Here is a 25,353-nt window from a genome sequence, read left to right as displayed (position 1 = left end):
TGGGTCAGTCGTCGCTGCGCAGGGGCCGCCCGGGCGGCCGGACCCCACGCTGCGTCTCACCGCCATATGGGGCGCCACCGCCCCGATAGCCACCGCCCCTCTGCCCATAAGGATCGACGTAGATCTCCACCGGGTCCGCCGGCCGCTGCGGCGCCAGATCGGCGCAGAGCGTGTCGGGCATGGCGACGAGGGGGCCGCGTCGGGAACGCTGTCCCTCGATCACCTCGGCGGAGGAATAGGCGTCGCCCCCGCAGGGCGAGATGTCCGTGCTCAGCCCGCCGGCACAGGCGGGGCCGGACCATGCCGGCGCGCCGATCAGGATCGCGGCGAGCGCGACGACGCCACGCAGAGGGAAGGGGCGGCGCGTCATCGGGTGGTTCCGGTTCCGGGAGGGATGCGCCAGGCGGCCGCAGCGGACAGGGCCTCGCCGAGGGCCGCGAACCCGCCCTCCAGGTCGTTGCCGGACAGGGCATAGCCATGCGCCCCGAGGCCGGTGAAGCGTGCGCCCGCCCTGCGCCGGGGGAGGATCGGCAATGCGGCCGATAGCGCCGGATCGACGCGCAGCACGAAGAAGCGCTGGCGGCTGAGCATGACCGGCCGCAGATCCTCGATCGCGTCCCAGGGGATCCAGTCCGTCGACAGGCGCCGGTCGAAGATGCCCCGGCGCCCGACGGAGACCAGCGTGCCCGAGCGGAACATCCGGGGCGCGCCGACGAGGCTGGCCGCGCCGAAGAAGATCAGCCCGAGCCACAGCATGAATTCGGTGTACCCGCCGGGCGCCATCTCATGCCCCCGCGTCTCGGGACGCACATGGAGCATCCATGCGGCGGTGGCGGTGAGCCCGACGGCGATGAGGAACAGCCCCGCCGAGCGAAGGCGCGAGACCGCGATGTCGACCTGCCCGTCCACGACCTGCCCGTCCATGATTCAGACGATTCCCGCCCGCCCGGCCGGAGCCGCGTCTATTGATCGACCAGGGTCGCCTGCGCCACCTGGCCCGACGCCTGACCTGCGGCTTGGGCGGTCACGGTCTGGGCTCCGCCCCGGTTCCACCGGGTCGCCTCGATGATGTTGGTGCCCAGCGTCGTGCGCACGGCGATGCGCACCGGCAGCAGCACGCGGGTGCCCTCCACGGGGGCGAGCCACACCGACATGTCGCGGTTGTCCTCCATGAACTTCACCCCCGGCCGGTCGGGGCGGTGCCCGGCGATGGCCTGATAGCGGGCGTTGCAGACGAGGACGGGGCCGGAATAGCCGGGCTTCTCGACGGTGCGCGTCTCGCCGTAGCTGAGCACCACGTTGAAGCGCGTCGCGCCGTCGAAGACCGGGATGGTGCGGTTGCAATTGGCCTGGTCGGTGAGCTCGCCGCGGCTCACCGCCGGCATCATCAGGGCGCTGGCCGGATCGACGATGCCGCGCTTGTTGGCCGGGGTCACCGGCACCCGGTCGCCCATGTCGATCAGCGGCGGCGTCACCTCCGATTGGGTGACGTTGCCGCGCGCCAGCGCCATCCGCACGGCGATGCCGGAATTCGAGGTCTTGGTGGAGATGGCAAAGGCGCTCGGCTGCGGCCCCTCCGCGATGAGGCCGCTGGCGCGGGCCGAGCCCATGCCCCCGGTCACGGCGCCCACGAGGCCGGTGAGCCTTGCCGAGACGTCCATGCGGTAGCGCGCGCTCTCGAACTGTCCCGACACCTGGGCGGTGCCTATGGGAATGCCGGCCAGAGCGATGCCGTAATCGACGGTGACCGTCGCCGGGGCGGCGGCGGTGGCTTTCGGCCGCGCGAATCCCTCGGAGGCGGGAATCGCCCCGAGGGTGGCGAGGAGGCTGGCGCGAAGGAGGCGCGTGGCACGCATGGCTTGAGGCTCTGAGGTTCCAGGGCGTGGCGCCGTGCGGCGGAAGAGACCGGGCGGCATTGTTCCGCCATCGTCTCCGCTCGTGGTTAACACATCGTATGGACGGCGCGGCGCGAGCCTCGTGAATGCCACGGCGTCGGCCTCGGAGTACGGCCTTTCTCATGGGCAAAACTCGGCTCCGCCCTTGACGGATGCCCTGCCGCTCCCCTATAGGCTCGCGCCTTCAATGAGACGCCGCTCGATCGGTTCTGGCGTGCGTGAGGCCCGTGGCGCATTGCGACCGGCCTTCCGCCATCGCCTGGTCTGACGCGGAACGAGACGGGAATTAGAACAATGTCGCGCCGTTGCGAACTCACGGGCAAAGCCGTGCAGACCGGCCACCTCGTGAGCCACTCGAACCGTAAGACCAAGTGCCGGTTCCTGCCGAACCTGTGCCAAGTCACGCTGCAGTCGGACGCCCTCAAGCGTCGGGTGCGCCTGCGCGTCACGGCCCACGCCCTGCGCTCGGTGGAGCACCGCGGCGGCCTCGATGCCTTCCTCATCAAGGCGCGCGAGATCGAGCTGTCGCAGACGGCCCGTCTGATCAAGCGCGAGCTCCACAAGAAGCTCGCCGAAGTCGAGACCCCGGCCGCCGCCTGAGGCTGCGATATCGAAGCGCCGGCGAGAGCCCGCTTCGATCACGCTCGACGTCTCATTCTGATTTCGAACGGCCGCCGCATGCTTCGTGCATGCGGCGGCCGTTCGCGTTGATTCCACCGTCCCTGCTCTCCGGCTCTCTCCGATGACCGTGCTCTCGCTCATCGCCCCGATCTTCGGGCTGATCCTCATCGGCTGGGTCGCGGCGCTCGCCGGGTTCCTGTCGGAGAAGGTCAGTGACGGCCTCTCCGAATACGTCTTCGCCATCGCGGTGCCGGCGCTCATCATCGCGACGCTGACGCGGCCGGGTCTCACCGGCGAGGTCACCTGGTCGTACTGGTTCAGCTATTTCGGCGGCGCCGGCCTGTCCTGGCTCGTCGGGTCGCTGATCGGCCTGCGCCGCGAGGGCGTCGGGCGGACGGGGGCGATCCTGCACGGATTCGCGGCCAGCCAGTCGAACACCATCTTCATCGGCGTTCCGATGATCCTGCAGGCCTATGGCGACGCGGGCGCCTTCCCGCTCTTCATGCTGCTCGCGGTCCACCTTCCGCTGATGATGGGCTGCGCCACCTTCCTCATCGAATCGGATGGGAAGCAATCGGTCCTCCAGCGGGTGAAGGGGCTCGGCCTCGTCCTCTTCCGCAACCCGATCTTCCTGTCGCTGATGCTCGGTCTCGTCCTGAGAAGCTTCGGGCTCGCGCCCGGTGGCATGGTCAAGTCGCTGGTGGATGCGCTGGCCGGCACCGCCTCCACCTGCGCGCTGATCGCGCTCGGCGCCGGCCTCGTGCGCTACCGGGTGCTGCACGACCTGCCCGGCGCCATGGTGGTGACGACCCTGAAACTCGTCCTGCATCCGCTGGCGGTCTGGGTCCTGGCCTTCCACGTCTTCACCATGCCGCCGGCCTATGCCGGGGTCGCCACCCTGTTCGCGGCGATGCCCGTGGGGATCAACTCCTACCTGCTGGCCGTCCGCTACAAGGCCGAGACGGGGTTGATCGCCGCCGCCGTCATGCTCTCGACCCTGCTCGCTGTGGCCACCACCGTGGCGTGGCTGGCGATCCTCGGACACCGCTGAGACATTCGACGCCTTGACCGGCGCGGGCAGTGTTTGTACCGATCGGTACAGACAAGCGCAGGAGCCCGAGCCCATGTCCGAATCCCGCCCGCCACTGCCCCCCTTCACCCGTGACACCGCGATCCAGAAGGTCCGCGCCGCCGAGAACGGCTGGAACGGCTGCAACCCCGAAAAAGTCTCGCTGGCCTACACGGCGGACAGCCGCTGGCGGAACCGGTCGGAATTCTTCTCGGGCCGTCCGGCCATCGTCGCGTTCCTCACCCGCAAATGGGCGAAGGAGTACGAATACCGGCTCATCAAGGAGATCTGGGCCTTCACCGACGACCGCATCGCCGTGCGCTTCGCCTACGAATTCCACGATGCGGCCGGCGACTGGTTCCGGGCCTACGGCAACGAGAACTGGGAGTTCGACGCCCATGGCCTGATGCGGCTGCGGCATGCCAGCATCAACGACCTCGCGATCTCCGAATCGGAGCGCAAGTTCCACTGGGACCGCGCCGCGCCGCGCCCGGAGGATCATCCCGGCCTCACCGATCTCGGGCTCTGACCTAACCATGACGAAGAAGCCGGGGGCGCGGGAGGATGCGCTGCCCGCCATCGCCGAGGTCTTTCGCGAGTACGGCTACGAGGGCGCGAGCCTCGCCCTCATCGGTGCCCGCACCAGCTTGGGCAAGGGCAGCCTCTATCACGCCTTTCCCGGCGGCAAGGCCGAGATGGCCGAGGCCGTCCTCGCCGCCATCGGCGCGTGGTTCGAGGAGACGGTCTACGCGCCGCTGCGCGACGATCCCGATCCACGGGCGGCGATCCGGCTCATGCTGTCGGAGACGGATGCCTATTTCCGCTCGGGCCGGAGGGTCTGCCTTGTCGGCGCCTTCGCCCTCACCGAAGGACGCGACGGATTCGCGGACCGGATCGCCGGCTACTTCCGGGATTGGCGCGAGGCCCTGGCGGAGGCGCTGATCCGCGCCGGGCGCCCGGCCGCCGAGGCGGACTCCCTCGCCGAGGACGCCGTCCTGACGATCCAGGGCGGCCTCGTCCTCGCCCGCGCCCTCGACGATCCGGCCGTGTTCGGCCGGATGCTGGGGCGGTTGGAGGAGCGGTTGGTGTCGGAGTGAGCGATGTCTGGTGGCGTGGGCGTCCCAGTCAGTTCGAAGGCGAAGCGGTCATCTCATCGATGCGAGCCGTTCGATCGCACATCATACGATGGTCAATCGAGGCCGTTCAGCCGGCTCGGCCGCGAGCCGTCGAAAAATCCCGAGCACGTGGTCCGGCGACGCCCGAGTCGCTGCCCCGTTGGCCACGTCTTCCTGGGACCACATCCAAGAGCGTGCGGGATCGCTCCGCATGGCCCAGGTCGGAAAAAGACGTTTGGTGGCGACTTCGTATGACAGGCGATTGATCTCGAGATGTCGATCGTCTCTGAGGATCCGCGCATACGTCGCATCGATGGCGTCCGCCTCGCCTTCGAGAAGCTGAAGGTAGATGTCTCCGCGGCAAATCAGGGCGCCCGTCAGACCGTCCCGCGTATTGCAGCGCCGCGATTGGGCGAGGATGCTATCCAGGGCAGAGTGATCGAACCCGAACGGACGGGACGCATAGATGAGCTGCACGAGGTTCATTGTATCAGCCTCACATCGAGTTAGGTCTGAAACTCTGGGATCACGCTGAAGCCATGGCCCTCGAATCGGGGCGACGCCTGGTTTCGAGACCGATGTCGAGGAGCCTCTGAGCCAGGAGGACAGCCGTCGGTGCGTCGACGGCCGATGCGTCCGCTCCGACACGCTCGACGAGTTCGGGCTTGTCGAGGAAGACGGGGCCGCCCACCATGATGCCCACGTGACGATTGCGTGAGACGTCGCGGATCGACCGGATCGAGGCCGTCAGCCCATCGAGGCGAGTCTCGCAGCTCAGCGTCAGCCCCACGACGTCGAACCAGGCGGAACCCACGAGGCTCGAGATCTGATCGGGGCTGGACGCCAGGCCACTCACGACCTGCCATTCGGCGACTTCCAGGAACTGTTCGACGACGGCGACGCCGAACGTATGCAACTCGCCCGGCGCTCCCATCAACAGCGCGGAACGGCGCTCGTCGCCGGAGGAAGCCTTTGGTTCGGATCTGTATTGCGAGAGGAGCAGCTGAAGGCGAGCGACGCCCACGGTCACCTCGATGAAGTCGCAGAGATCTTCGTCCCATAAGCGTCCAAGCAAGGACGCGGCAGGCGCCAGAAGTTCCAAAAACATGCTCTCGGCGGAGTGGCCCTTGGCCAGATGATCTCTGACGGCGTCCGATGCCGGCGCGAGGTCCGGCCCGAGGAGGAGCTGCGTGAAGGCTTCGATCTGCTGCGCAGTGGGTTTGGCGAGCGCAGCGCTCGCCGCGGGCGCGAGTTGCGGGTGAAGCAGCTTCAACCGAGGGATGATGTCCGTTTCGACGATGCGGCTGAGAGCGAGGGCGCGATGGCGGCTTTCCTCGGCCGTGCGTTTGCGCGCATATGCAAGCCGAGCCTCCGAGACCCAACCGGCTTGACGCGCCGACGGGTCGGTCCACGTAGCGGTGGACGAAGCGAGGTTTGACATGGTCCGCTCCCCTGAACTCTCTTCCTCTGCAGGGGGCGCTTGCCGGTCGATTCCGTGCACCTCTTGGGCACATCAGAACGCCGCTCCGAAAAAATGTAAAGGAGCTTGCAAGAAAATTCCGAATCCGGATGCCATCCGATCCGTCGGGAGAGCCGGAAAAGACGTCACTTCGTTTCGCCGGTTTCGTGCCCAAGATGACCATGAACACGACGCAGGTGTCGGATCGGCCGAAGGCTGCCGGGCACTCTTCTACTTAGCTTTGTCCAAGCGAACGGATGGGGCCCGAGTCGAGGTGCTGAATTATTCGCGTCAGTGCCGCGACATTGTCTTTGTCGTCGGTGCTTTCGAGGGCGTCCTGTAGGACGAGGCGGATATCTTCGGCTTCCACCTTTTCCATGTCCCAGTTCGGATAGAGACGCTCCCGCTCTTCCTCGCTCTGGCTCAGCGTAACGATGTCGTGATGGCGTGAATCATGATGCAGGCTCGCGATGAGATTTTGCATCTGCGCGGCCGGTCCCTCGATCCACTGGAAGAAGATGCCGCTGCCGAAAACCAATACGCCGGTGATGCCGCGCGCGAGGTTGTGGCGCTTGGCCGACTCGACGATACGGCCGACCTCCGCGTCATCGACGCCGTCGGCGGCACGGCTGCAATAGACGAAGTGATAAAGCGCGGGCAGTGCGCCCTCGTCCGACTCAGCGCCACGGAGAAAGCCGTATTCGTCCAACATGGGTCGATCAGCTCCATCGATGCAGGACGGGCCGTTCCGCCCCATGCACGGGTGGCACGATAACGCATCCGGCCCGATTTGGAACCGGAACCGGATCGCCCGGGTCGTCGCGCGGAGATGGCAGGTCCGGCACTCCGTCCAGTATCCGGGCAAGAACCGAACGGCGAGCCGATCGTCCCGCTTTCACACGCACGTTTCGACTGCCGGATGATGGAAACCAAGAGTGCTCACAAAACTCCCGATCACGGTCGGCGCTCGCTCGAAGCACGACAGCGCAGCGGGAGTTTCGTGAGAAGCACTAACGCCGGCCGCCCGCAACCTTGCGCCTCGGCACGGCGCCGCCGCCCGCATCCTCCTCGAACAATTCCGCCAGCTTCTCCGTCATCGCCCCGCCGAGCTCCTCGGCGTCGATGATGGTGACGGCGCGGCGGTAATAGCGGGTCACGTCGTGGCCGATGCCGATGGCGAGGAGTTCGACCGGTGAGCGGGTCTCGATATCCTCGATCATCCAGCGCAGGTGGCGTTCGAGATAATTGCCCGGATTGACCGAGAGGGTCGAATCGTCGACCGGCGCGCCGTCCGAGATCACCATCAGGATCTTGCGCTGTTCGGGCCGGGCGAGCAGGCGCTTGTGCGCCCAGTCCAGGGCCTCGCCGTCGATGTTCTCCTTGAGCAGGCCCTCGCGCATCATCAGCCCGAGGTTTTTTCGCGCCCGGCGCCAGGGGGCGTCGGCGCTTTTGTAGACGATGTGGCGCAGGTCGTTGAGGCGGCCCGGCGCGTTCGGCTTGCCCGCCGCCAGCCACGCCTCGCGCGACTGGCCGCCCTTCCAGGCGCGGGTGGTGAAGCCCAGGATCTCCACCTTCACGCCGCAGCGCTCCAGGGTCCGTGCCAGGATGTCGGCGCAGGTGGCCGCCACCGTGATCGGCCGGCCGCGCATGGAGCCGGAATTGTCGAGCAGCAGCGTGACGACGGTGTCGCGAAAATTGGTGTCCTTCTCGCGCTTGAACGAGAGCGGCTGGAACGGGTCGGTCATCACCCGCACGAGGCGGGCGGGATCGAGCTGGCCCTCTTCGAGGTCGAATTCCCAGGCCCGGTTCTGCTGCGCCAGCAACCGGCGCTGCAGCCGGTTGGCGAGGCGCCCGACCACGCCCTGGAGATGGGCCAGCTGCTTGTCGAGATAAGTGCGCAGGCGCGCGAGCTCTTCGGCGTCGCAGAGGTCCTCGGCGTCGATCATTTCGTCGAAGCGCGGGTTGAACACCTTGTATTCGGGGCCGCGCGGCTCGACCGGCCGGTTGTTGGGCGGACGCTTGGCCTCGGAGGCCTCCTCGGATTCGGCGTTCTCGGACTCGTCCGGCAATTCGCCGGAGGGCGCGTCGGCGGCTTCCGTGGCGCCGTCCTGCAACTCGTCCGAGGCCTCCTCGGAGGTCTCCATCTCGGACTTGTCGCCCTGGGACTGCTCCTCGGCTTCGCCCTCGCTCGGGGTCTGCTCGTCGTCCTGCCCTTCGTTCTCGTCCTCGTTGTCGTCGTCCTCGGGGTCCAGCGGCGTCTCGTCCGCCATGTCGAGGGAGGACAGCAACTCGCGCACGGAGCGGGCGAAGGAGCGCTGGTTCTCGAGATTGCCGATCAGTCCATCGAGGCTGGGACCGGCCTTCTCCTCGATATGGGAGCGCCACAACTCGACGATCTTGCGCGCGGCCTTCGGCGGGGCTTCCCCGGTCAGGCGTTCGCGCACCATCAGGGCGACGGCATCCTCCATCGGGGCGTCGGCCCGGTCGGTGATGTCCTCGTACTTGCCGCCGCGATGGTAGCGGTCCTCCAGCATGGCCGTGAGGTTCAAGGCGACGCCGGCCATGCGGCGCGAGCCGATGGCCTCCACGCGGGCCTGCTCCACGGCATCGAACACGGCGCGCGCGCCGGCATTCTCGGGCGCCAGGCGGCGATGGACGGCGACGTCGTGGCAGCCGAGGCGCAGCGCCATGGAATCGGCGTTGCCGCGCAGGATCGCCACATCCTCCGGCGTCAGCTTGCGCGGGGGCTCGGGCAGGCGCGCCTTGTCGCCGGTGAGCGCCGGCCGGTCGCTGGCATAGACCACCTCGATCTCGGAGCGCTTGGCGATGGCGCGCAGGCATCCGGCCACCGAGCGCTTCAGCGGTTCGGCGATGGGCTCCCGGCGTTCGCCGGCTTTGCGGTTCGAGATGGCCACGATCGCTACTTCTTTACAGAATCGAAATCGAAGGGACGCTGCAGAATGTCGTCCCACGAATAGGGGCATTCGGAGGGAAACTCATCCGGCGGCAGGTGGGTCTCGTCGGCGGCCCAGTCGCGCGCGTCCGGGTAGGCGTCGCCCAGGGCCTCGTCGATGCGAGGCTTCAGCCCCGGATTGCTCGACAAGATCCGGGCGTAGCGCCGCCGCTGCTCACGGATCGAGAAGATCCAACTCGGGGTCCGGTGCTCCGGCTGCTGATCCCATTTCAGCATGTGCATGACGAGGACGCGCAGGGCGCTCTGGAGCTTGGCGAACTCGCTCCTCGACAACCCTTCCAGCTCCTCGGCGATGTGTTCGACGTCGAGCGCATCGACCCGTCCGGCCCGGAGCAGGGCGACCTGCTCCTGAACCCAGGTGTAGAGGTCGTCCTCGTAGCGCGTCCGGCCCGAGCGGGAGGTCGCGCCTTCGGTCGGTTCGCCCTTCAAGGCCGGTTCGGCCATCGCGTCCTCCGCGTCGATCCTCAGCTCAGCGCCACGTTCATCGCGCTCTCGGGCAGTTCCTTGCCGAAGGCGCGCTGGTAGAATTCCGCCACCAGGGTGCGCTCCAGCTCATCGCACTTGTTGAGGAAGGTCACCCGGAAGGCGAAGCCGATATCCTGGAAGATGTCGGCGTTCTCGGCCCAGGTGATCACCGTGCGCGGGCTCATGACGGTGGAGAGGTCGCCGTTCATGAAGGCGTTGCGGGTCAGGTCGGCCACGCGGACCATGCGGCTGACGATGTCGCGCCCGCCGTCGCGCTGGTAATGCAGCGCCTTCGACAGGACGATGTCCACCTCGCGGTCATGGGCGAGGTAGTTCAGCGTCGTCACGATGGACCAGCGGTCCATCTGGCCCTGGTTGATCTGCTGGGTGCCGTGATAGAGGCCGGACGTGTCGCCCAGCCCCACCGTGTTGGCGGTGGCGAACAGCCGGAAGGCCGGGTGGGGGCGGATCACCCGCTTCTGGTCGAGGAGCGTCAGGCGGCCGGAGACTTCGAGCACGCGCTGGATCACGAACATCACGTCCGGGCGGCCGGCATCGTATTCGTCGAAGACCAGCGCCACGTTGTTCTGCAGCGCCCAGGGCAGGATGCCGTCCTGGAAGGCGGTGATCTGCTTGCCGTCCTTCAGCACGATCGCGTCCTTGCCGACGAGATCGATGCGGGAGACGTGGCTGTCGAGGTTGATCCGGATGCAGGGCCAGTTCAGGCGGGCGGCGACCTGTTCGATATGGGTCGACTTGCCGGTGCCGTGATAGCCGGTGACCATGACGCGGCGGTTGCGGGCGAAGCCCGCCAGGATCGCCAGGGTGGTCTCGCGGTCGAAGATGTAATCCGGGTCGAGATCGGGAACGTGCTCCTCGCTCTGCGAGAAGGCCGGCACCTGGAGGTCGAGATCGATGCCGAAGGCCTCGCGGACGGAGACGGTCCGGTCGGGCAGCGAGGCGGGGGTGTCGTCAGAGAGCATACGGGACCTCGTCGGGGCGGGCTCCGGCATGGGCCGGGCTCGCGGGATCTATCACGGTGGGCATTGCCGGTTCCCGCGCGGGGCAGGACGTGGAATGCCACCTTGTAAGGGGCTGCGTCGGCGGACGCCAAGGGGTGCGAGGACTCGATATAGGGCCTCCCGCGCGGATTGCCGCCTCACGCCGCACGAGATTTCGAAAAACGCTGCATCGATCGTGCCGGTTCGCGGCAACCTGATCAGCACAGGCCGGCGGCGCGCAGGGTGTCGTGGGCGCGGATGATGTCGCGCAGGCGCTCCTCGAACGAGCGGTCGCCACCATTGGCGTCGGGGTGGAAGCGCTTCACCAGCACCTTGTACTGCGCCTTGATGGCGGCGGTGTCCGCGTTCTCGTCGAGGCCCAGCACGTCGAGGGCCTTCAGGGCGGCCACCGTGAGGCGCGGCCGGCTCGGCTCGGGCTTGGCCCGGCGCGAGGTCTCGCCGACGCCTTCGCTGCGCAGGATGTCGAGCGGGTCGACATAGGCCCAGTCGCGCTTCGGCTCGCCCGTTTTCGCGCCGGCCGCCCGCGTCGCCGGGTTCACGCCCATGGCCCAGGTCGGGCGGTGACCGATCACGGCATCCTTCTGGTAGGCCTGGACGGCGGCGTCGTTCATGCCGTCGAAGTAGTTGTAGGTGGCGTTGTAGGCGCGCACGTGGTCGATGCAGAAGCGCCAGTACTGGCCTTCCGCCTTGCGGCCCTTGGGAGCGCGGTAGAGCCCGGCATTGGTGCAGCCGGGGGTCTCGCAGCCCGTCTGGGACGCGGCCTTGGCCTCGTCGCAGGTGGGCTTTCGCTTGATGCGGATGCTGTCGAACAGGCGCGAGTTGAGATCCATGGTGGGGCGATTATGAGAGGGCGTGTCCGAGACACAAGGGCGGCGGGCCTGATGACGCATGCGGAGATCGGGGGTTGACGACCCCGAAGCCTCCAGGCGCCTACGGGACGGGAACGAAGCGACGGAAAGACGAGGACACGATGGCCGGCACGCTCAAGGATTGGATCACCGGAGCGCTCGACGCGCAACTGGCGCCGCAGGCCCTGGCGGTGGTGGACGAATCCCACCTCCATGCGGGCCATTCGGGCGCGCGGCCCGAGGGGGAGACGCATTTCCGGGTGGAGATCGTCTCGGCCGCCTTCGAGGGGAAGAGCCGGGTCGATCGCCACCGCATCGTGAACGGCGTCCTCGACGAGGCGTTCAAGCGCGGGCTGCACGCCCTCGCGGTCAAGGCGAAGGCGCCGTCCGAAGCCGCCTGAACGGCTCCGGCATACGAGGAAGATGGTGGCGATGGCCCTGCAATGCACCCCGCATCTCGCCATCGACGAGGCGGAACTCGAAGAGACCTTCGTGCGCTCCTCGGGGCCGGGGGGGCAGAACGTCAACAAGCTCTCCACGGCGGTGCAGCTCCGCTTCGATGCGCGGCGCTCGCAATCCCTGCCCGACGCCGTGGCGGTGCGCCTGATGCGCCTCGCCGGGCGGCGGCTGACGCTGGACGGCGTCATCGTCATCATGGCCCAGCAGTTCCGGACGCAGGACCGCAACCGGGCCGATGCGCGCGAGCGCCTCGCCGCCCTCGTCGCCGAGGCGGCGGTGCCGCCGACGCCGCGCCGGGCCACGCGCCCGACCCTGGCCTCGAAGAAGCGCCGCCTCGACGAGAAGTCCCGCCGCGGCGCCACCAAGCGCCTGCGCAGCGACGGCGGGGGCGATTGAGTTACTTCACCGGTCCCCTCGCGTCCGGCGGATGGTATTCCTCGGCGCCGGTGACGTAGGCGCTGCCGGGCTTCAGGACCGTGAGGGCGATGGCGATCAGTGCGAGGAGCGCCGCGAGGGCCGCCGGGAACAGGAAGGCATCCTCGCCGTAATGGGTCTGGAGGAAGCCGCCGGTCACCGCGCCGGTGCTCAGGGCGCCCCAGAGGGGGGCCTGGATCCAGAACGAGGGCGCGACCTTGCCCATCAGGAGGTTGGCGAGCCCGGTCCCGAACCGCACCACCGCCCCCGTGACATAGGTGAGGGCGAGGCTGCGCCCGGCCTCGTCCTGCAGCGTGGCGTTCTGGAGGCCGAGCGCGATGACGATGGGATAGACGTGCAGCGGCCAGGAGAAGGTGCCGTAGGGCATGACGAGGCCGATGGCGAGGAGCACCGCCTGGAGCAGCAGCATCACCGAGAGCCGCCAGCGCCCGACCCAGGCCGCGATCAGCGTGCCCGCGAAGGCGCCGAAGCAGAACATGACGATGACCGAGCTGACCCGCGCCGTGCTCTCCCAATCGAACTTGCTCACCGAGACGCCGAAGCGGGTGGTGTTGCCGCTCATGAACGACATGAAGAGCTGTGAGAATTCGAGGAAGCCGATGGAATCGGCGCAGCCGGCCAGCGCCGACAGGGCGAGGGCGAAGGGGATGCGCGTCGTCGGGCTGGCGGGAAACGACTTGTCGGTCTTGTCGGCCATGCGTCTGCACAGGCTCCTTCGGAAGGACGGATCGGACTGAGTGAGGCCCGACCTTACCGATCGGGCGCCGCGGAGGAACCGCTGGCGTCCGCCCGATGGGCAGGGCTTGGGGAGTGCCGTGCCGTGCAACACATGACGAGAGGGTTCGGTTCAACCCAATCGTGCACAATCGGGATTACGGCGCGCCAGCCTCGGAACGGCTCGCATTGGCATGCCAGCGCGAGCTTCGCTCAGGCCTTCGGGGTGCCTCAGGGTCTGGGACGCAGCACCGCCACCCGTCCCTCGACGTCGATCCCGCGTTCACGCCGGATCGCCGCCGGTGCGAGGCGCGCGAGGTCGAAACCCGCCTCGTCCGCCACCTGCCGGAGATAGCGCTCGCCATGGGCGTAGCGGGCATCGGCGCCGAGGACGAGGCCGCCCTCGGAATGCCACTGCACCGTGAAGGCGACGAGGCCCGAGGGCCGCAGGATGCGCGCTGCGTCCGCCATCACCCGCGTGAGGCCGCCCACATAGATGAAGACGTCCGCCGCCACGACGAGGTCGGCACTGTCCGAGGGCTCCTCCGCGAGAAGGCGGGTGAGATCCCCCTCCACCAGACGGTCGTAGCGCTTGCGCCGGGCGGCCTGCGCCAGCATGCCGGGGGAGACGTCGATCCCCGTGAGGGTCCGGGTCCGGCCGGCCAGCGCCTCGCCCATCAGGCCGGTGCCGCAGCCGAGGTCGAGCACGTCGCCGAAGCTCTCCGGCGCCGCGTCCAGGGCGTCGAGGGCCTCCACCAGCAGGTCCGGCCCGCGATACTGCAGGTCGTTCACGAGGTGGCGCTCGAAACGCGGGGCGTAGCCGTCGAACAGGGCGCGGATATAGGCCGGCGAGATCGAGCCGAGGGCATCGCCCTGGCCGATCTGGACGAGGCGCAGCCGCGCGCCGAGTTCGTCGTGCGGATCGAGATCGAGGGCGTTGCCATAGGCCCTGAGGGCGGCGTGGTGGTCGCCGGGGTCCGCCGTGGCGAGGTGGCGCGCTTCCCGCGCCCTCCCGAGGAGGAACCACGCGGCGGCGTAACGCGGCGCGATCTCCAGGGCCTGCTCGGCCATCTCGGCCGCCCCCTGCGCGTCGCCCTCCACGAGGCAGGCCTCGGCATAGGCGTAGCGCCGGTCGGCGAGAAGGTCGCCCGAACTGTTCTGAAGTGACGTCTGCGCTCGCGGGTTCATGCGAGCGCCCTATATCACGTCGCATGATCCGCCATCCCCATGTTCGGCCCCCCGCAGTTCGGCATCCCGCATGAGCCTGAGTGCGAGCGACCTCCTGACCCTGACCCGCGAGGGGCTGTATTGTCCGCTGGGCGGATTCCACGTGGACCCGACCTGGCCGGTGCCGCGCGCGCTCATCACCCACGGCCATGCCGACCATGCCCGGTCCGGCCACGGCCAGGTGCTGGCCACGGGCCAGACCCTGCGGATCATGGCCGTCCGCTACGGCGAGGATTTCTGTCAGACCCGCCAGGAGGCGGTGCTCGGCGAGGAGATCCGCATCGGCGACGTCACCGTGCGCTTCGCGCCCGCCGGCCACGTCCTCGGCTCGGCCCAGATCGCGATTCAAGCGCAGGGCGTCCGGGTGGTGGTGTCGGGCGATTACAAGCGCGCCTACGACCCGACCTGCCTGCCCTTCGAGGTGGTGCCCTGCGACGTCTTCATCACCGAGGCGACCTTCGGCCTGCCGGTGTTCCGGATGCCGGACACGAAGGACGAGGTGAAGAAGCTTCTCGACTCGGTCGCCCTGTTCCCCGAGCGCGCCCACATCGTCGGCGCCTATGCGCTCGGCAAGGCGCAGCGGGTCATGGCCCTGCTGCGGGAGGCCGGCTACGACGAACCGATCTATCTCCACGGCGCCATGGAGAAGTTGACCGAACTCTACAAGCGCGAGGGCATTCCCCTGGGCGAGACGCCGAAGGTCGTCGCTGCGGAGCGCGGGAAACTCCACGGGGCCATCGTGCTCTGCCCGCCCTCGGCGATCCAGGACGTGTGGTCGCGCAAATTCCCCGATCCCGTCACCTCCTTTGCTTCCGGCTGGATGCGGGTGCGGGCGCGTGCCCGGCAGAAGGGCGCCGAACTCCCCCTCGTCATCTCCGACCATTCCGACTGGCCCGACCTCTGCCGCACCGTCCGGGAGACCGGGGCCGGCGAGGTCTGGGTCACCCACGGGCAGGAGGACGCCCTGGTGCATTGGTGCGGGACACAAGGGATCAAGGCCAAGCCGCTGCACATGCTGGGCTATGGCGATGACGGCGAGGGCGAGCCCGCCGCGCCGGCCGAGGAGGCCGCCGCGTGAACGACTTCGCCCATCTCCTCGACCGCCTCGCCTACGAGCCGCGCCGCAACGCCAAGCTGCGACTGCTGCAGGATTACTTCGCCCATGCGCCGGACCCGGAGCGAGGCTGGGCGCTCGCCGCCATGACCGGCAACCTCAGCTTCCGTGAGGCCAAGCCGGCGATGATCCGCGGGTTGGTGGAGGCGCGGGTCGATCCGGTGCTGTTCGCGCTCTCGCATAACTATGTGGGCGATCTCGCCGAGACCACCGCGCTGATCTGGCCGGTCTCCGCCGCTTCCCCTCTCCCCGCCGGGCGGGGAGAGGGCCGCGACGACCTCGGCGTCGGCGCGGCAAGCCCGGAGGGCGAGGGTGAGGGGGTGTCTCCGGACGAGGCTCCTCCGGCTTCGCCCCCTCACCCTCGGCTGCCGCCTCGCTCTGCCGACGACGAGGTCGGCAGAGCCCTCTCCCCGCGTGCGGGGAGAGGGGTTGGTCCAGGCCACAACAACCCACCCCCGCACATCCCCACCCTCGCCGAGGTGGTGGACACGCTGCGCACCACGAAGAAATCCGACCTGCCGGCCCATATCGCCGATTGGCTCGATGCCCTCGACGAGACCGGGCGCTGGGCACTTCTCAAGCTCATCACCGGGGCTCTGCGCGTCGGCGTCTCGGCCCGCCTCGCCAAGACGGCGGTGGGGGCGCTCGGTGGCCACGAGGCCGATGCGGTGGAGGAGGTCTGGCACGGGCTCGAGCCGCCGTATCTCGGCCTGTTCGCCTGGGTCGAGGGGAGGGGGGAGCGCCCCACCACCCTCAACTCGGCGCCGTTCCGCCCGCCGATGCTGTCCCACCCCATCGACGAGGAAACGGACTTCGAAAAACTCGACCCGGCCGCCTTCTCGGGCGAGTGGAAATGGGACGGCATCCGCGTCCAGCTCTCGGGCGGGCGCGACGAGGCCGGGGAGCAGGTGGCGCGGGTCTATTCGCGCACCGGCGAGGACATCACGCACGCCTTCCCCGATCTCGCCGAGGCGATCACCTTCACCGGCACCATCGACGGCGAGTTGCTGATCCTGCGGGAGAGGCGCGTTCAGAGCTTTAACGTGCTGCAGCAGCGCCTCAACCGGAAGGCGGTGACGCCAAAGCTGCTGGAGGAGTTCCCCGCCCATGTCCGGGCCTACGACCTCCTCACGGCGGAGGGCGAGGATTTGCGCCCGCTGCCCTTCGCGACCCGCCGCGCCCGGCTGGAGGGGTTCGTCGCCGCGCTGGATCACGCCCGCATCGACCTCTCGCCGCTCGTGACCTTCGCCACCTGGGACGATCTCGCCGAGGCCCGCGCCGATCCCGCGAGCGTGGGGGCGGGCGAGGATGCCGACGCCATCGAGGGGGTGATGCTGAAGCTGCGCGACAGCCCCTATCTCCCCGGCCGTCCCAAGGGGCCGTGGTGGAAGTGGAAGCGCGAGCCGCATCTCGTGGACGCGGTGATGATGTATGCCCAGCGCGGCCACGGCAAACGCTCGTCCTTCTACTCGGACTATACCTTCGGGGTCTGGCGCGAGCGGCCGGAGGGCGGCCGGGAACTGGTGCCGGTGGGCAAGGCCTATCACGGCTTCACCGATGCGGAGCTGGCCAAGCTCGACCGCTACGTCCGCAACAACACGACCAAGCGCTTCGGCCCGGTGCGCGAGGTGGCCTACGGAATCGACGAGGGGCTGGTGCTGGAGATCGCCTTCGAGGGGGTGCAGCGCTCCACCCGGCACAAATCCGGCGTCGCCATGCGCTTCCCCCGCGTCCATCGCATCCGCTGGGACAAGCCGGCCGCCGAGGCCGACCGGATCGAGGCCCTGGAGACCATCCTGGCCCGCGGCGAGCGCGAGATCGCGCCGGGCGCCGTCATCGAGGGAGAGACGCCATGAGAGGTTTGGGCAGGATCGGCGGGATCGAAGGCTTCCGGGAGGGCGAGATCCGGCGCCAGGCGAGCGCCCGCGTCACCGTCTCGACGCCGGGCCAGGGATTCACGGACATCACCGCGTCCGTGGCCGATTTCCTGCGGCGCAGCGGCATCGGGCAGGGCCTGCTCACCCTATTCTGCCGGCACACCTCGGCCTCCCTGACGATCCAGGAGAATGCCGACCCGGACGTGCGGAGCGACCTGATGACGGCGCTGGACGGTCTCGCCCCGCGCCTCCCCGGTGGCGGGTACATCCATTCGGCGGAAGGCCCCGACGACATGCCGGCGCATATCCGCACCCTCCTGACCGATTCGGGGCTCACGATCCCCGTCACCGACGGGCGGCTCGTCCTGGGCACGTGGCAGGGCATCTATCTGATCGAGCATCGCGACCGGCCGCATCGGCGCGACATCGTCCTGCATGTGGCCGGAGAGTAGGCGGCGTGCCGTCATCGGGCACGCCGCCGGTTCGGATCACGCGGTCCGCCCGTTGCGCCGGGCGCCGACCTTGGGCGTTCCGTGCTTCGAGACCCAGACCGCGGCCTGCGTCCGGTTGCTGACGTTGATTTTTCTCAGCACGTTCTTCACGTGGATCTTCACGGTCGCCTCGGAGATCCGCAATTCCCGCGCGATGGACTTGTTCGAATGCCCGGTGGCCAGGCAGGCCAGAACCTCGATCTCGCGATTGGAGAGATCCGAGACCGTCGCGGGGGACGCGTCGGCGGTCTTCGGGAACGTGGCGAGGGACGGTTTCGGGAAGCCGTACGCCCCGCCGGTCAGGTGGGACGCGGCATCGATGGAGATCACGATGTTGCCGCCCATCACCACGTTCAGCGAGCGGATCAGCGCGATCGGCTGCGCGCTCCGGTTGAGGCAGGCCTGGATGCCCATCTGGAGCAGGTAGCGCGGCACCGCCGGATCGGTCTCGGCCGTCAAGGCGACGATCCGGGCCTGGGGAAAGTGGGATTGCACCACCGGGACCAGCGCCGCCTCCATCTGCTCCGGGCCGAAATCCGTGAGGATGACCAGGGCCGGCAGGTGTCCGGGGCTCATGTCGGAGATGTCGTCGATGGAGTCGAGGATCGAATAACCGTTTTGATTTAATATTCCGACGAGCCCGTCGCGCTCCAGGCCGCGCGGCCCGATAATGATGGCGGGTATGCTTGCAAGGGAAGGCATTCGACCGTCCGGTCTGCCGATGAGGCTGGGAATGAAATCGGATTTGAGAGGTTCGGAGGCGGCTGTGACACTGAGTGACATCTGACTTGCTCCAAATTGCATTTGGTAAATCGCTGACAGTGGCAACATTCTGCCGATAGCGACGGATCGGGCCGCCGCTCGATTGGCAGGATCGTCCTTGCGCCGAAGAGGCAAAACTCACTCGTACTTCAGCAAGTCCGAAATAATCGTCCGTATCGGACGATGGGACTTAGAATCTTCGAAGTTATTATTCTATGTTAATAAATCTACTGATGTCCCGGCGCCCTTCAAATATTGAATTTCGCTGCGGTCAGCTAACACGACAATATCGAGCGTCACAAGCAAAAATGGGAACTCTAATTCCTGGCATTCGTGCCGTCGAAATTGGTGTAGCCCGATGTCGCCGGAGTCCGGCAAAGCATCCGTTTCGGATAGATTCGCCCCTTGCGGCGCTCTTACTCGCGGATCGAAACCTCGACGTGCCCCGGTGGATACGCGCCGGTAACGCGGCCCCGGACAGCCTGGATCGGCGAGATCTTGTCGGAATCTATGCCGTGGTATAACTACTTAGACCGAATTCTATCGAAGACTGTCGATGATCGAATCGCGGAGACGACCCTCGACGGTGCGGGGACATCTCGAATTGTGTGGTCGGCGATATTCTACCGGACGTTGCGCCCGAGAGGTGAGCGGTAGATCATGCTGGCACCGATGCCGAAACCGAAGACGCACCAGAACCAGATACCCAGCATCGGTCCTTCGAGCGCCACGTCGAAACACCCGTCCACGAACATGCCCAGCGCGTAGCAACCGATCCAGATGAACAGCTTGGCCCAGTGCTCCTCCCCGCGCCGGCGGGCCCAGAGCAGGCTGTGGAACAGCATCGCGAACCAGGTCGCCAGCACGCCGAGCCACAGCACGAGACCGGGGACGCCCGAGCGCGCCAGATAGGTCATGTTCACGTTGTGGGGGCTGCGCAGCACCGCGTCCGCCGTCACCCATTGCTTGTAGCCGTCCTCGAGGGCGATGTTCACCCCGAAGCCCTTGCCCGTCCAGAAAAACGGCCCCCGCAGCGTGTAGTCCTGGATCGTCGCCCACCAGCGCAGGCGAAACTCCTTCGTCGCCTCGAAATTCGAGGCTTCGCTGACGCCGACGACGCTCTTCAGGCCCTCGACGAGCTGCTTGGGGCCGGTCGCCCGCTCGTTGCCGGGGAGCTGGATGCTGAGATCGAACACCGTCGCGATGATCGCGGCGACGAAAAAGACCAGGACGATGGGCATGAACTGCCGCAGCCGGCGCCCGGCGATGGCCGCGACCACCACCGGCACGAGGCAGGTCAGCATGGCGCCGCGGCTCGACGTGACGATGATCATGCTCGCCATCAGCACCGCGATCCAGAGCCGCGAGAAGCGGCCGAGCCCGAGCATGACGAAGACGGCGATGGCCGCGAGGTGGCTGGCGGCCTCGCCGGCCCGCACGCTGGGGATCTGGATCTCGGTGCCCGGGATCTTCAGGAGCGCCGAACTCAGGCCGTACACGATGCCGCCGGCCAGGGCATAGAACCGCGCGAACCGGCCATAGGTGTCGATGGCCCGCCAGAACCGGCCGGGCTCCTCCAGCAGCAGGGCGACGACGATCAGGGCGAACAGGCCGTAGAGGGCCAGCACGCTGTCGCGGGGGGCGTCCATCCCGTAGGGACCCACATACGGCACGGTCCGGTAGAGGATCCAGCCCATCAGGACGATGAGCATCCGGCTCGCCGGCGTCGCCAGGATGGCGAGCCAGCATCCGGACCGCAGCAGCGCGATGAGCCCTCCGGCCAGGGCCATCTCGCCGACGAAGAGCGGCGGGATGCCCAGATAGGCGAAGGTCTTGCCCAGGATGGCATAGCCCAGGAGCACGATGACGAGGGCGCGGGAGTAGCGCTCGTTGAAGTCGTCGGCGGACCGGCCGAGGGGGAGGGCGGTGTCGAGGCGGGACTGGATCACGCGGGCGACTTCTTCAGAGGGGGGCGGGAGTTATGTCGGCACTCTCAGGGGTATTCGATTGGATGGTTCGGCCGATTCACTTGGCAAAGTCGATCGTCCCACCAGACCACCTCATCCTGAGGTGCCCTTTGCTTCAGCAAAGGGCCTCGAAGGAGCGCTCCAGTCTGCTCAGTGGGTTCTGGAGCCCTCCTTCGAGGCCGCTACGCGGCACCTCAGGATGAGGTCGAGCCTTGGACAGACACCTGAAACAGGCTCCTAGACCGCGATCCGCATCGTCCGGTGCGAGTCCATCGCGTCGGCGTAGATCCCCATGAGCTGGTTCGTGGTGACGGTCTCGCTCCAGCACGATTCGTATTTCGACCGCGCCGCCCGGCTCATGCGCTCGGATGCGGCGCGATCGGTGAGGATCCGCGTCATGGCGCGGGCGAGGTCGGCGGCGTCGCCCGGGGCGGCATGCAGGCCGGTCACGTCGTCCGAGACGATCTCGGCGAGAGAGCCGATCCGTGAGGCGATCACCGGCAGGCCCAGGGCGAAGGCTTCGACCACCACCATCGGCAAGCCCTCGTACCAGAGCGAGGGGACGAGGAGGGCGCGTGCCTCCCTCATCGCGGCGCGCACCTGAGCGGGCGTGACCTGGCCCCGGTAGTCGAGATCGGGCGAGGCGGCGACCTTGTCCGCCAGCGGCCCGGTGCCGACGACCGTGACCCTGCGGCCGGCGATCCTGGCGGCGGCGATCAGGGTCTCGATGCCCTTCTCGCTGGTGAGGCGCCCCACGAACAGCAATCCTTCCCGCTCGCCCTCCCGGACCGGGCCGGGATCGGCGAGCCCGTTCGCCTTCACGGCGATGCGGCCGCCGGGCAGGCCGGCCGCGATGAACCGGCCGCGTTCGAATTCGGTGAGCGCGACGAAGCGGTCCACATGGTTCGCCCATGTGCCGATCTGCTTGTGATGCTGGATCGATCGCGCCACCGCCAGCGATCCGAGCCGGGAATCCCGGTAGCACCGGTGAAGCACCGCATTGTAGGCGGAGCCGCCGACGCAGACCTCGCAGGGCGCGCCGTTCCGCGTCAGCATCGCGTTGGCGCAGATGATCCGGTAATTGTGCAGCGTCTGGATCGTCGGTGTTCCCGTCTTGCGCACGGCCACATGCACCATCGGCGAGATCAGCGGGAAGTAATTGTGCACGTGGACCACGTCCGGCCGGAAACCGTCGACTTCCTTCAGGACGAGGCCGATGTTCTTCGGAGAATTCACCGACTGGAACGCCGCGCGCAGTCGGTCGATCGGCGTGACGATGGATGTGTTGCTCAAGGTGAAGAGCCGGACGTCGCAGCCGGCCCGTTCGAGGGCGCCGATCTCCTGGGCCACGACGGAATCCTCGCCGCCGTGGAACTGGTACTCGTTGTGGACGATCAATACGCGCTTCGACATCCGGATCGCCTCACGGTCGTTACTGTGGCTGCTGCATCTTCGTCGCGAGGCGGTCCGCCGAATACGTCGGTGCCGCATCCGTGCCTGTCGAAGCGGATGCGGCGCCGGGCGCGGGGTTATTCGGCCGCGACGGAATGCCGGACCGGATGGGCCTGGGCGATCTCTTCCTCGATCCAGCGATAGGTCGGCACGAGCCCCTCGCGGATCATGATCGTGGGTTCCCACTTGAGGACCTTGCGGATCAGGCTGTTGTCGCTGTTGCGTCCGCGCACGCCCTGGGGCTTGGTCAGGTCGTGGCGCTTGGTGATCGTCTTGCCCGCGATCTCGGCCGCGATCTCGACGAGGTCGTTGATGGTGATCATCTCGTCGGTGCCGAGATTGATCGGGGCGCAGTAATCCTCCGCCATCAGCCGGCACAGGCCCTCGACGCAATCGTCGATATACATGAAGGAGCGGGTCTGCAGACCGTCGCCCCAGACCTCGATCTCGCCGCCGTCGGGGCAGAGCACCACCTTGCGCGAGATCGCGGCGGGCGCCTTCTCCCGGCCGCCGTCATAGGTGCCGAGCGGACCGTAGACGTTGTGGAACCGTACCGACCGGGTCGGGATCTTCCAGTCCTCGGTCATGTATTGGCACAGTTTCTCCATGTAGATCTTCTCGAGCCCGTAGCCTTCCTCCGGCTGGGCGGGCCACGCGACGTCCTCGGCGAGGGGGGTGACGTCGGGCGAGAGCTGGAGGTGCTGGGGATAGACGCAGGCCGAGGAGGAGAAGAGGAACTTCTCCAGGCCGCTGTAGCGCACGGCCTCGACCATATGGGCGCTGATCAAAGTATTGTTGAGGGTGATCTCGGCATGGGAGCCGCTGATGAAGCCGATGCCGCCCATGTCGGCCGCCAGATGATAGACCTCGTCCATGTCCTTGACGGCGATGGCGCAATTGTCGCGCATGCGCAGATCGACCTGCATGAAGTCGTGCGCGGCCGAGGCTTCGTATTGCGGAAGCTTGATGTCGGCCCCGCGGACCCAATGGCCCTGGCTGACGAGGCTTTTCACGAGATGGTGCCCGATGAACCCACCGGCCCCGGTCACAAGTATCTTTTTCTTCATGACAGACCGTCCTTATTCAATGCGTGCCGCCAGAAGGACTGCATGATCGTCGACTGTATTGGTAGGAACCTTGAGAGTTAGATCGAAAGCGCTCGACCAGCCGCCATAGTACCCTTGCGCCGGACGGGGCGACGTTGCGGGGTCGAGGAGCGGGCGCAGGGGCGCAGACGCATCCGGCCTCGTCCGGATGCTCATGCCGAAGTCGGTCATCTGTCAGAGTGGGTCATCCTAGAGCTGCGCCCGACCACGTTGGGTCGGGGCACATCTCTCGGCCTTTGTTGTGCCGCGCTCTTTTTCGCCGAACCGGCATCCACTTCGGCGGAGAGCGCTCTAGCCGACCACCTCATCCTGAGGTGCCGGAGCGTAGCGGAGGCCTCGAAGGAGCCCTCCAGTGGTCGCGCGATCCCTGGAGCTCTCCTTCGAGGCCGCTGCGCGGCACCTCAGGATGAGGTCGTGCCTTGGAAAAACAACTCGAAGATGTCTTGGATTCCGTCCCGCCCGGACCTTGCCGGGCCACCGAATCGGGATGACGCACCGTCGAATCGCGTGTTCGCCATCAATAATCGGCGCCGATCCTGTAGCTTTCGGACTAGTTTCCGCCCACTCGGAAGAGATGTTCTCCAAGACAGGATGATATTTTAAGGTTGTCGCTTGCGGCGGTTGCTGTTCGACACGAGCGGCCGCCTTTGCTGATCTGAACGATCCATGGAGGCTGGAATGCGGGTGGCGGTCATCGGCGTCGGATATGTCGGGCTCGTATCCGGGGCGTGCTTCGCCCAATTCGGGCACCATGTGCATTGCGTGGACAAGGACCCTCAGCGGATCGCCGCCCTGTGCGCCGGCCGGATGCCGATCTACGAGCCGCATCTCGATGCCCTCGTGGCCGACAACGTCGCGGCCGGGCGGCTGACCTTTGGCACCGATCTCGCGGCGGCGGTCCGCGACGCGGAGGTGGTGTTCATCGCCGTCGGCACGCCCGCCCGGCGCGGTGACGGCCATGCCGACCTCGCCCACGTCTTCGCCTGTTGCCGCGACATCGCGCAAGCGATCCAGGGCTATACCGTGGTGGTGACGAAATCGACCGTCCCGGTGGGCACGGGGGACCGGGTCGAGCACATCATGCGCGTCGTCCAGCCCCAGGGGGCCTTCGCCGTCGTCTCGAACCCGGAATTCCTGCGCGAAGGCGCGGCCATCGCGGATTTCCAGCATCCCGACCGGATCGTCATCGGCACCCAGGACGAGCGGGCGCGGGCGATCATGACCAACCTCTACCGGCCCCTGGCGGAGGCCGCAGTGCCGCTGTTCTTCACCACCCGGCGCACCGCCGAACTGGTGAAATACGCCGCCAACGCCTTCCTCGCCATGAAGATCGGCTTCGTCAACGAGATGGCCGACCTCTGCGAGCGGGCGGATGCGGATGTGGCGGGAGTCGCCTACGGGATCGGCCTCGACCGGCGGATCGGCGCGCAGTTCCTCCAGCCCGGCCCCGGCTTCGGCGGATCGTGCTTCCCGAAGGACATCCAGGCGCTGATCAAGTCGGCGCAGGATTACGGCGTCCCCTCCCGCATCATCGAGACGGTGGCGGCCGCCAACGAGCAGCGCAAGCGATCGATGGCGCGCCGCCTCATCAAGGCCTGCGGCGGCTCCGTCCGGGGGCTGACCATCGCCGTGCTCGGCCTGACCTTCAAGGCGGATACCGACGATGTCCGCGAGGCGCCGGCCACCTCGATCATCACCGCCCTGCAGGACGAGGGCGCCGAGGTGCGGGCCTACGACCCCCAGGGGATGGACCAGGCGAGGGCGCTCATGCCCGACATCGCCTACGCCACCGATCCCTATAGCTGCGTGGCCGGCGCCCACGCGGTGGCGATCGTGACGGAATGGAGCGCGTTCCGCACCCTCGACCTCGCCCGTCTCCGCTCGCGCATGGCGGGGTCGGTCCTCGTCGATTACCGCAACATCATCCCGGCGGCGGAAGCCGCGGAGGCGGGCTTCCGCCACGTGGGCATCGGCCGGCGCAGCGTCACGGCGGAGCGCCCGGCGCCACGGATCGACCTGACCGAGCCGCAGGGCGCGGTGCTGCCGGAACTCGCGGTCGCCGCGGGGTGATCTCAGCGGTTCGGGCCATCGGTTGAACGACAGCCGCCCCGCGAATAGGGGGGCGGCTTTCGTGTGTCGGCTCTACTGAAAAAAGTCGCCATCGTCGCAAGATGAGGGACCACCCCATCCAATCACCTCATCCTGAGGCGCCCTTTGCGCAAGCAAAGGGCCTCGAAGGAGCCCTCCAGTTCGCTTGGCGAATACTGGAGCCCTCCTTCGA

General features: G+C 67.6%; 26 protein-coding genes. 10 read left to right on the top strand and 16 right to left on the bottom strand.

Annotation, left to right across the window (positions count from 1 at the left end; all coding sequences use genetic code 11):
- Positions 1-4 precede the first annotated feature (4 nt).
- From ASF08_RS16000 to ASF08_RS15990, 3 genes are read right to left on the bottom strand one after another with little or no spacing between them, the layout of a single operon-like run.
- On the bottom strand, positions 5-370 hold the full coding sequence (locus ASF08_RS16000; RefSeq protein ID WP_056147052.1) for a hypothetical protein: 366 nt from the start codon (positions 368-370) through the stop codon (positions 5-7).
- The gene (locus tag ASF08_RS15995) at positions 367-924 is read right to left on the bottom strand and encodes a hypothetical protein (protein WP_056147050.1); all 558 of its coding nucleotides are present in this window, start codon (positions 922-924) and stop codon (positions 367-369) included. Before ASF08_RS15995 ends, ASF08_RS16000 begins: the two co-directional genes overlap by 4 nt.
- A gap of 38 nt (positions 925-962) precedes the next feature.
- Positions 963-1,856: a DUF3108 domain-containing protein gene (locus tag ASF08_RS15990; protein ID WP_056147048.1), complete on the bottom strand. Its 894-nt coding sequence runs from the start codon at positions 1,854-1,856 to the stop codon at positions 963-965.
- A gap of 333 nt (positions 1,857-2,189) precedes the next feature.
- Between ASF08_RS15990 and rpmB the strand changes: the two genes are divergently transcribed.
- The 4 genes from rpmB (at position 2,190) to ASF08_RS15970 (ending at position 4,682) form a co-directional block, all read left to right on the top strand.
- A complete protein-coding gene (gene rpmB / locus ASF08_RS15985) occupies positions 2,190-2,495 on the top strand; it encodes a 50S ribosomal protein L28 (protein WP_018046086.1) in 306 nt (101 codons plus the stop codon).
- A gap of 142 nt (positions 2,496-2,637) precedes the next feature.
- On the top strand, positions 2,638-3,567 hold the full coding sequence (locus ASF08_RS15980) for an AEC family transporter (RefSeq protein ID WP_056147045.1): 930 nt from the start codon (positions 2,638-2,640) through the stop codon (positions 3,565-3,567).
- A 73-nt stretch (positions 3,568-3,640) separates the two neighbouring features.
- Complete coding sequence (locus ASF08_RS15975) at positions 3,641-4,114, top strand: nuclear transport factor 2 family protein (protein WP_056147043.1); 474 nt, start codon at positions 3,641-3,643, stop codon at positions 4,112-4,114.
- A gap of 7 nt (positions 4,115-4,121) precedes the next feature.
- Positions 4,122-4,682, top strand: a complete 561-nt coding sequence (locus ASF08_RS15970; RefSeq protein WP_056147040.1) for a TetR/AcrR family transcriptional regulator — start codon at positions 4,122-4,124, stop codon at positions 4,680-4,682.
- Between the two features lie 81 nt (positions 4,683-4,763).
- Here the strand turns inward: ASF08_RS15970 and ASF08_RS15965 are convergent, their stop codons facing one another.
- From ASF08_RS15965 to ASF08_RS15935, 7 genes are all read right to left on the bottom strand, one after another.
- Positions 4,764-5,186 carry a BLUF domain-containing protein gene (locus ASF08_RS15965; RefSeq protein ID WP_056147037.1) on the bottom strand — a complete coding sequence of 141 codons (423 nt, stop codon included), beginning with the start codon at positions 5,184-5,186 and terminating at the stop codon, positions 4,764-4,766.
- Between the two features lie 40 nt (positions 5,187-5,226).
- Positions 5,227-6,201: a cobalamin B12-binding domain-containing protein gene (locus ASF08_RS15960; RefSeq protein ID WP_244474555.1), complete on the bottom strand. Its 975-nt coding sequence runs from the start codon at positions 6,199-6,201 to the stop codon at positions 5,227-5,229.
- Between the two features lie 193 nt (positions 6,202-6,394).
- Positions 6,395-6,871: a BLUF domain-containing protein gene (locus ASF08_RS15955; RefSeq protein WP_056147033.1), complete on the bottom strand. Its 477-nt coding sequence runs from the start codon at positions 6,869-6,871 to the stop codon at positions 6,395-6,397.
- Positions 6,872-7,169: 298 nt separating this feature from the next.
- Positions 7,170-9,074, bottom strand: a complete 1,905-nt coding sequence (gene cobT / locus ASF08_RS15950) for a cobaltochelatase subunit CobT (RefSeq protein ID WP_056147031.1) — start codon at positions 9,072-9,074, stop codon at positions 7,170-7,172.
- Between the two features lie 5 nt (positions 9,075-9,079).
- The gene (locus ASF08_RS15945; protein WP_056147028.1) at positions 9,080-9,577 is read right to left on the bottom strand and encodes a DUF29 domain-containing protein; all 498 of its coding nucleotides are present in this window, start codon (positions 9,575-9,577) and stop codon (positions 9,080-9,082) included.
- A 20-nt stretch (positions 9,578-9,597) separates the two neighbouring features.
- Complete coding sequence (gene cobS, locus ASF08_RS15940) at positions 9,598-10,581, bottom strand: cobaltochelatase subunit CobS (protein ID WP_018046099.1); 984 nt, start codon at positions 10,579-10,581, stop codon at positions 9,598-9,600.
- 236 nt (positions 10,582-10,817) lie between these two features.
- On the bottom strand, positions 10,818-11,450 hold the full coding sequence (locus tag ASF08_RS15935) for a J domain-containing protein (RefSeq protein WP_018046100.1): 633 nt from the start codon (positions 11,448-11,450) through the stop codon (positions 10,818-10,820).
- A 140-nt stretch (positions 11,451-11,590) separates the two neighbouring features.
- Here ASF08_RS15935 and ASF08_RS15930 point away from each other — a divergent pair, with 140 nt between their 5' ends.
- A complete protein-coding gene (locus ASF08_RS15930) occupies positions 11,591-11,869 on the top strand; it encodes a BolA family protein (protein ID WP_018046101.1) in 279 nt (92 codons plus the stop codon).
- A gap of 31 nt (positions 11,870-11,900) precedes the next feature.
- On the top strand, positions 11,901-12,323 hold the full coding sequence (arfB, locus tag ASF08_RS15925; protein WP_027171187.1) for an alternative ribosome rescue aminoacyl-tRNA hydrolase ArfB: 423 nt from the start codon (positions 11,901-11,903) through the stop codon (positions 12,321-12,323).
- A 1-nt stretch (position 12,324) separates the two neighbouring features.
- On the opposite strand, the gene ASF08_RS15920 is transcribed toward arfB, so the two are convergent.
- Positions 12,325-13,059, bottom strand: a complete 735-nt coding sequence (locus ASF08_RS15920) for a YoaK family protein (RefSeq protein WP_056147025.1) — start codon at positions 13,057-13,059, stop codon at positions 12,325-12,327.
- A 248-nt stretch (positions 13,060-13,307) separates the two neighbouring features.
- The gene (locus ASF08_RS15915) at positions 13,308-14,264 is read right to left on the bottom strand and encodes a methyltransferase domain-containing protein (RefSeq protein ID WP_056147024.1); all 957 of its coding nucleotides are present in this window, start codon (positions 14,262-14,264) and stop codon (positions 13,308-13,310) included.
- Positions 14,265-14,334: 70 nt separating this feature from the next.
- Here ASF08_RS15915 and ASF08_RS15910 point away from each other — a divergent pair, with 70 nt between their 5' ends.
- Genes ASF08_RS15910 through ASF08_RS15900 form a run of 3 tightly spaced genes read left to right on the top strand, consistent with a single transcriptional unit; the run spans position 14,335 to position 17,746 of the window.
- Positions 14,335-15,381 carry a ligase-associated DNA damage response exonuclease gene (locus tag ASF08_RS15910; protein WP_056147022.1) on the top strand — a complete coding sequence of 349 codons (1,047 nt, stop codon included), beginning with the start codon at positions 14,335-14,337 and terminating at the stop codon, positions 15,379-15,381.
- On the top strand, positions 15,378-17,273 hold the full coding sequence (locus ASF08_RS15905; RefSeq protein ID WP_056147020.1) for a cisplatin damage response ATP-dependent DNA ligase: 1,896 nt from the start codon (positions 15,378-15,380) through the stop codon (positions 17,271-17,273). The genes ASF08_RS15910 and ASF08_RS15905 overlap by 4 nt, the downstream gene beginning before the upstream one ends.
- Positions 17,270-17,746, top strand: a complete 477-nt coding sequence (locus ASF08_RS15900; RefSeq protein ID WP_056147018.1) for a secondary thiamine-phosphate synthase enzyme YjbQ — start codon at positions 17,270-17,272, stop codon at positions 17,744-17,746. Before ASF08_RS15905 ends, ASF08_RS15900 begins: the two co-directional genes overlap by 4 nt.
- Positions 17,747-17,782: 36 nt before the next feature.
- Here the strand turns inward: ASF08_RS15900 and ASF08_RS15895 are convergent, their stop codons facing one another.
- The 4 genes from ASF08_RS15895 to ASF08_RS15880 form a co-directional block, all read right to left on the bottom strand.
- The gene (locus ASF08_RS15895; RefSeq protein ID WP_147832915.1) at positions 17,783-18,487 is read right to left on the bottom strand and encodes a response regulator transcription factor; all 705 of its coding nucleotides are present in this window, start codon (positions 18,485-18,487) and stop codon (positions 17,783-17,785) included.
- Positions 18,488-19,170: 683 nt separating this feature from the next.
- On the bottom strand, positions 19,171-20,496 hold the full coding sequence (locus ASF08_RS15890; protein WP_056147013.1) for an O-antigen ligase family protein: 1,326 nt from the start codon (positions 20,494-20,496) through the stop codon (positions 19,171-19,173).
- A gap of 255 nt (positions 20,497-20,751) precedes the next feature.
- The gene (locus ASF08_RS15885) at positions 20,752-21,927 is read right to left on the bottom strand and encodes a glycosyltransferase (protein ID WP_056147011.1); all 1,176 of its coding nucleotides are present in this window, start codon (positions 21,925-21,927) and stop codon (positions 20,752-20,754) included.
- Positions 21,928-22,043: 116 nt separating this feature from the next.
- Positions 22,044-23,033, bottom strand: coding sequence for an NAD-dependent epimerase/dehydratase family protein (locus tag ASF08_RS15880; RefSeq protein ID WP_056147010.1), 990 nt, complete (start codon positions 23,031-23,033; stop codon positions 22,044-22,046).
- A gap of 717 nt (positions 23,034-23,750) precedes the next feature.
- Here ASF08_RS15880 and ASF08_RS15875 point away from each other — a divergent pair.
- Positions 23,751-25,142 carry a UDP-glucose dehydrogenase family protein gene (locus ASF08_RS15875; protein WP_056147007.1) on the top strand — a complete coding sequence of 464 codons (1,392 nt, stop codon included), beginning with the start codon at positions 23,751-23,753 and terminating at the stop codon, positions 25,140-25,142.
- Positions 25,143-25,353 lie beyond the last annotated feature (211 nt).

Origin of the sequence: Methylobacterium sp. Leaf85 (assembly GCF_001422125.1) — a bacterium.
Classification (GTDB): Bacteria; Pseudomonadota; Alphaproteobacteria; order Rhizobiales; family Beijerinckiaceae; genus Methylobacterium; species Methylobacterium bullatum.
The sequence above is the reverse complement of the archived record's forward strand: the minus strand, read 5'-3'. Positions and strand labels throughout refer to the sequence as shown.

Bases quoted from the DNA above. Each gene is read 5' to 3' on its own strand.
- ASF08_RS16000 (WP_056147052.1), bottom strand. From the start codon at position 370: ATGACGCGCCGCCCCTTCCCTCTGCGTGGCGTCGTCGCGCTCGCCGCG.
- ASF08_RS15995 (WP_056147050.1), bottom strand. From the start codon at position 924: ATGGACGGGCAGGTCGTGGACGGGCAGGTCGACATCGCGGTCTCGCGC.
- ASF08_RS15990 (WP_056147048.1), bottom strand. From the start codon at position 1,856: ATGCGTGCCACGCGCCTCCTTCGCGCCAGCCTCCTCGCCACCCTCGGG.
- rpmB (WP_018046086.1), top strand. From the start codon at position 2,190: ATGTCGCGCCGTTGCGAACTCACGGGCAAAGCCGTGCAGACCGGCCAC.
- ASF08_RS15980 (WP_056147045.1), top strand. From the start codon at position 2,638: ATGACCGTGCTCTCGCTCATCGCCCCGATCTTCGGGCTGATCCTCATC.
- ASF08_RS15975 (WP_056147043.1), top strand. From the start codon at position 3,641: ATGTCCGAATCCCGCCCGCCACTGCCCCCCTTCACCCGTGACACCGCG.
- ASF08_RS15970 (WP_056147040.1), top strand. From the start codon at position 4,122: ATGACGAAGAAGCCGGGGGCGCGGGAGGATGCGCTGCCCGCCATCGCC.
- ASF08_RS15965 (WP_056147037.1), bottom strand. From the start codon at position 5,186: ATGAACCTCGTGCAGCTCATCTATGCGTCCCGTCCGTTCGGGTTCGAT.
- ASF08_RS15955 (WP_056147033.1), bottom strand. From the start codon at position 6,871: ATGTTGGACGAATACGGCTTTCTCCGTGGCGCTGAGTCGGACGAGGGC.
- ASF08_RS15945 (WP_056147028.1), bottom strand. From the start codon at position 9,577: ATGGCCGAACCGGCCTTGAAGGGCGAACCGACCGAAGGCGCGACCTCC.
- cobS (WP_018046099.1), bottom strand. From the start codon at position 10,581: ATGCTCTCTGACGACACCCCCGCCTCGCTGCCCGACCGGACCGTCTCC.
- ASF08_RS15935 (WP_018046100.1), bottom strand. From the start codon at position 11,450: ATGGATCTCAACTCGCGCCTGTTCGACAGCATCCGCATCAAGCGAAAG.
- ASF08_RS15930 (WP_018046101.1), top strand. From the start codon at position 11,591: ATGGCCGGCACGCTCAAGGATTGGATCACCGGAGCGCTCGACGCGCAA.
- arfB (WP_027171187.1), top strand. From the start codon at position 11,901: ATGGCCCTGCAATGCACCCCGCATCTCGCCATCGACGAGGCGGAACTC.
- ASF08_RS15920 (WP_056147025.1), bottom strand. From the start codon at position 13,059: ATGGCCGACAAGACCGACAAGTCGTTTCCCGCCAGCCCGACGACGCGC.
- ASF08_RS15915 (WP_056147024.1), bottom strand. From the start codon at position 14,264: ATGAACCCGCGAGCGCAGACGTCACTTCAGAACAGTTCGGGCGACCTT.
- ASF08_RS15910 (WP_056147022.1), top strand. From the start codon at position 14,335: ATGAGCCTGAGTGCGAGCGACCTCCTGACCCTGACCCGCGAGGGGCTG.
- ASF08_RS15900 (WP_056147018.1), top strand. From the start codon at position 17,270: ATGAGAGGTTTGGGCAGGATCGGCGGGATCGAAGGCTTCCGGGAGGGC.
- ASF08_RS15895 (WP_147832915.1), bottom strand. From the start codon at position 18,487: ATGCCTTCCCTTGCAAGCATACCCGCCATCATTATCGGGCCGCGCGGC.
- ASF08_RS15885 (WP_056147011.1), bottom strand. From the start codon at position 21,927: ATGTCGAAGCGCGTATTGATCGTCCACAACGAGTACCAGTTCCACGGC.
- ASF08_RS15880 (WP_056147010.1), bottom strand. From the start codon at position 23,033: ATGAAGAAAAAGATACTTGTGACCGGGGCCGGTGGGTTCATCGGGCAC.
- ASF08_RS15875 (WP_056147007.1), top strand. From the start codon at position 23,751: ATGCGGGTGGCGGTCATCGGCGTCGGATATGTCGGGCTCGTATCCGGG.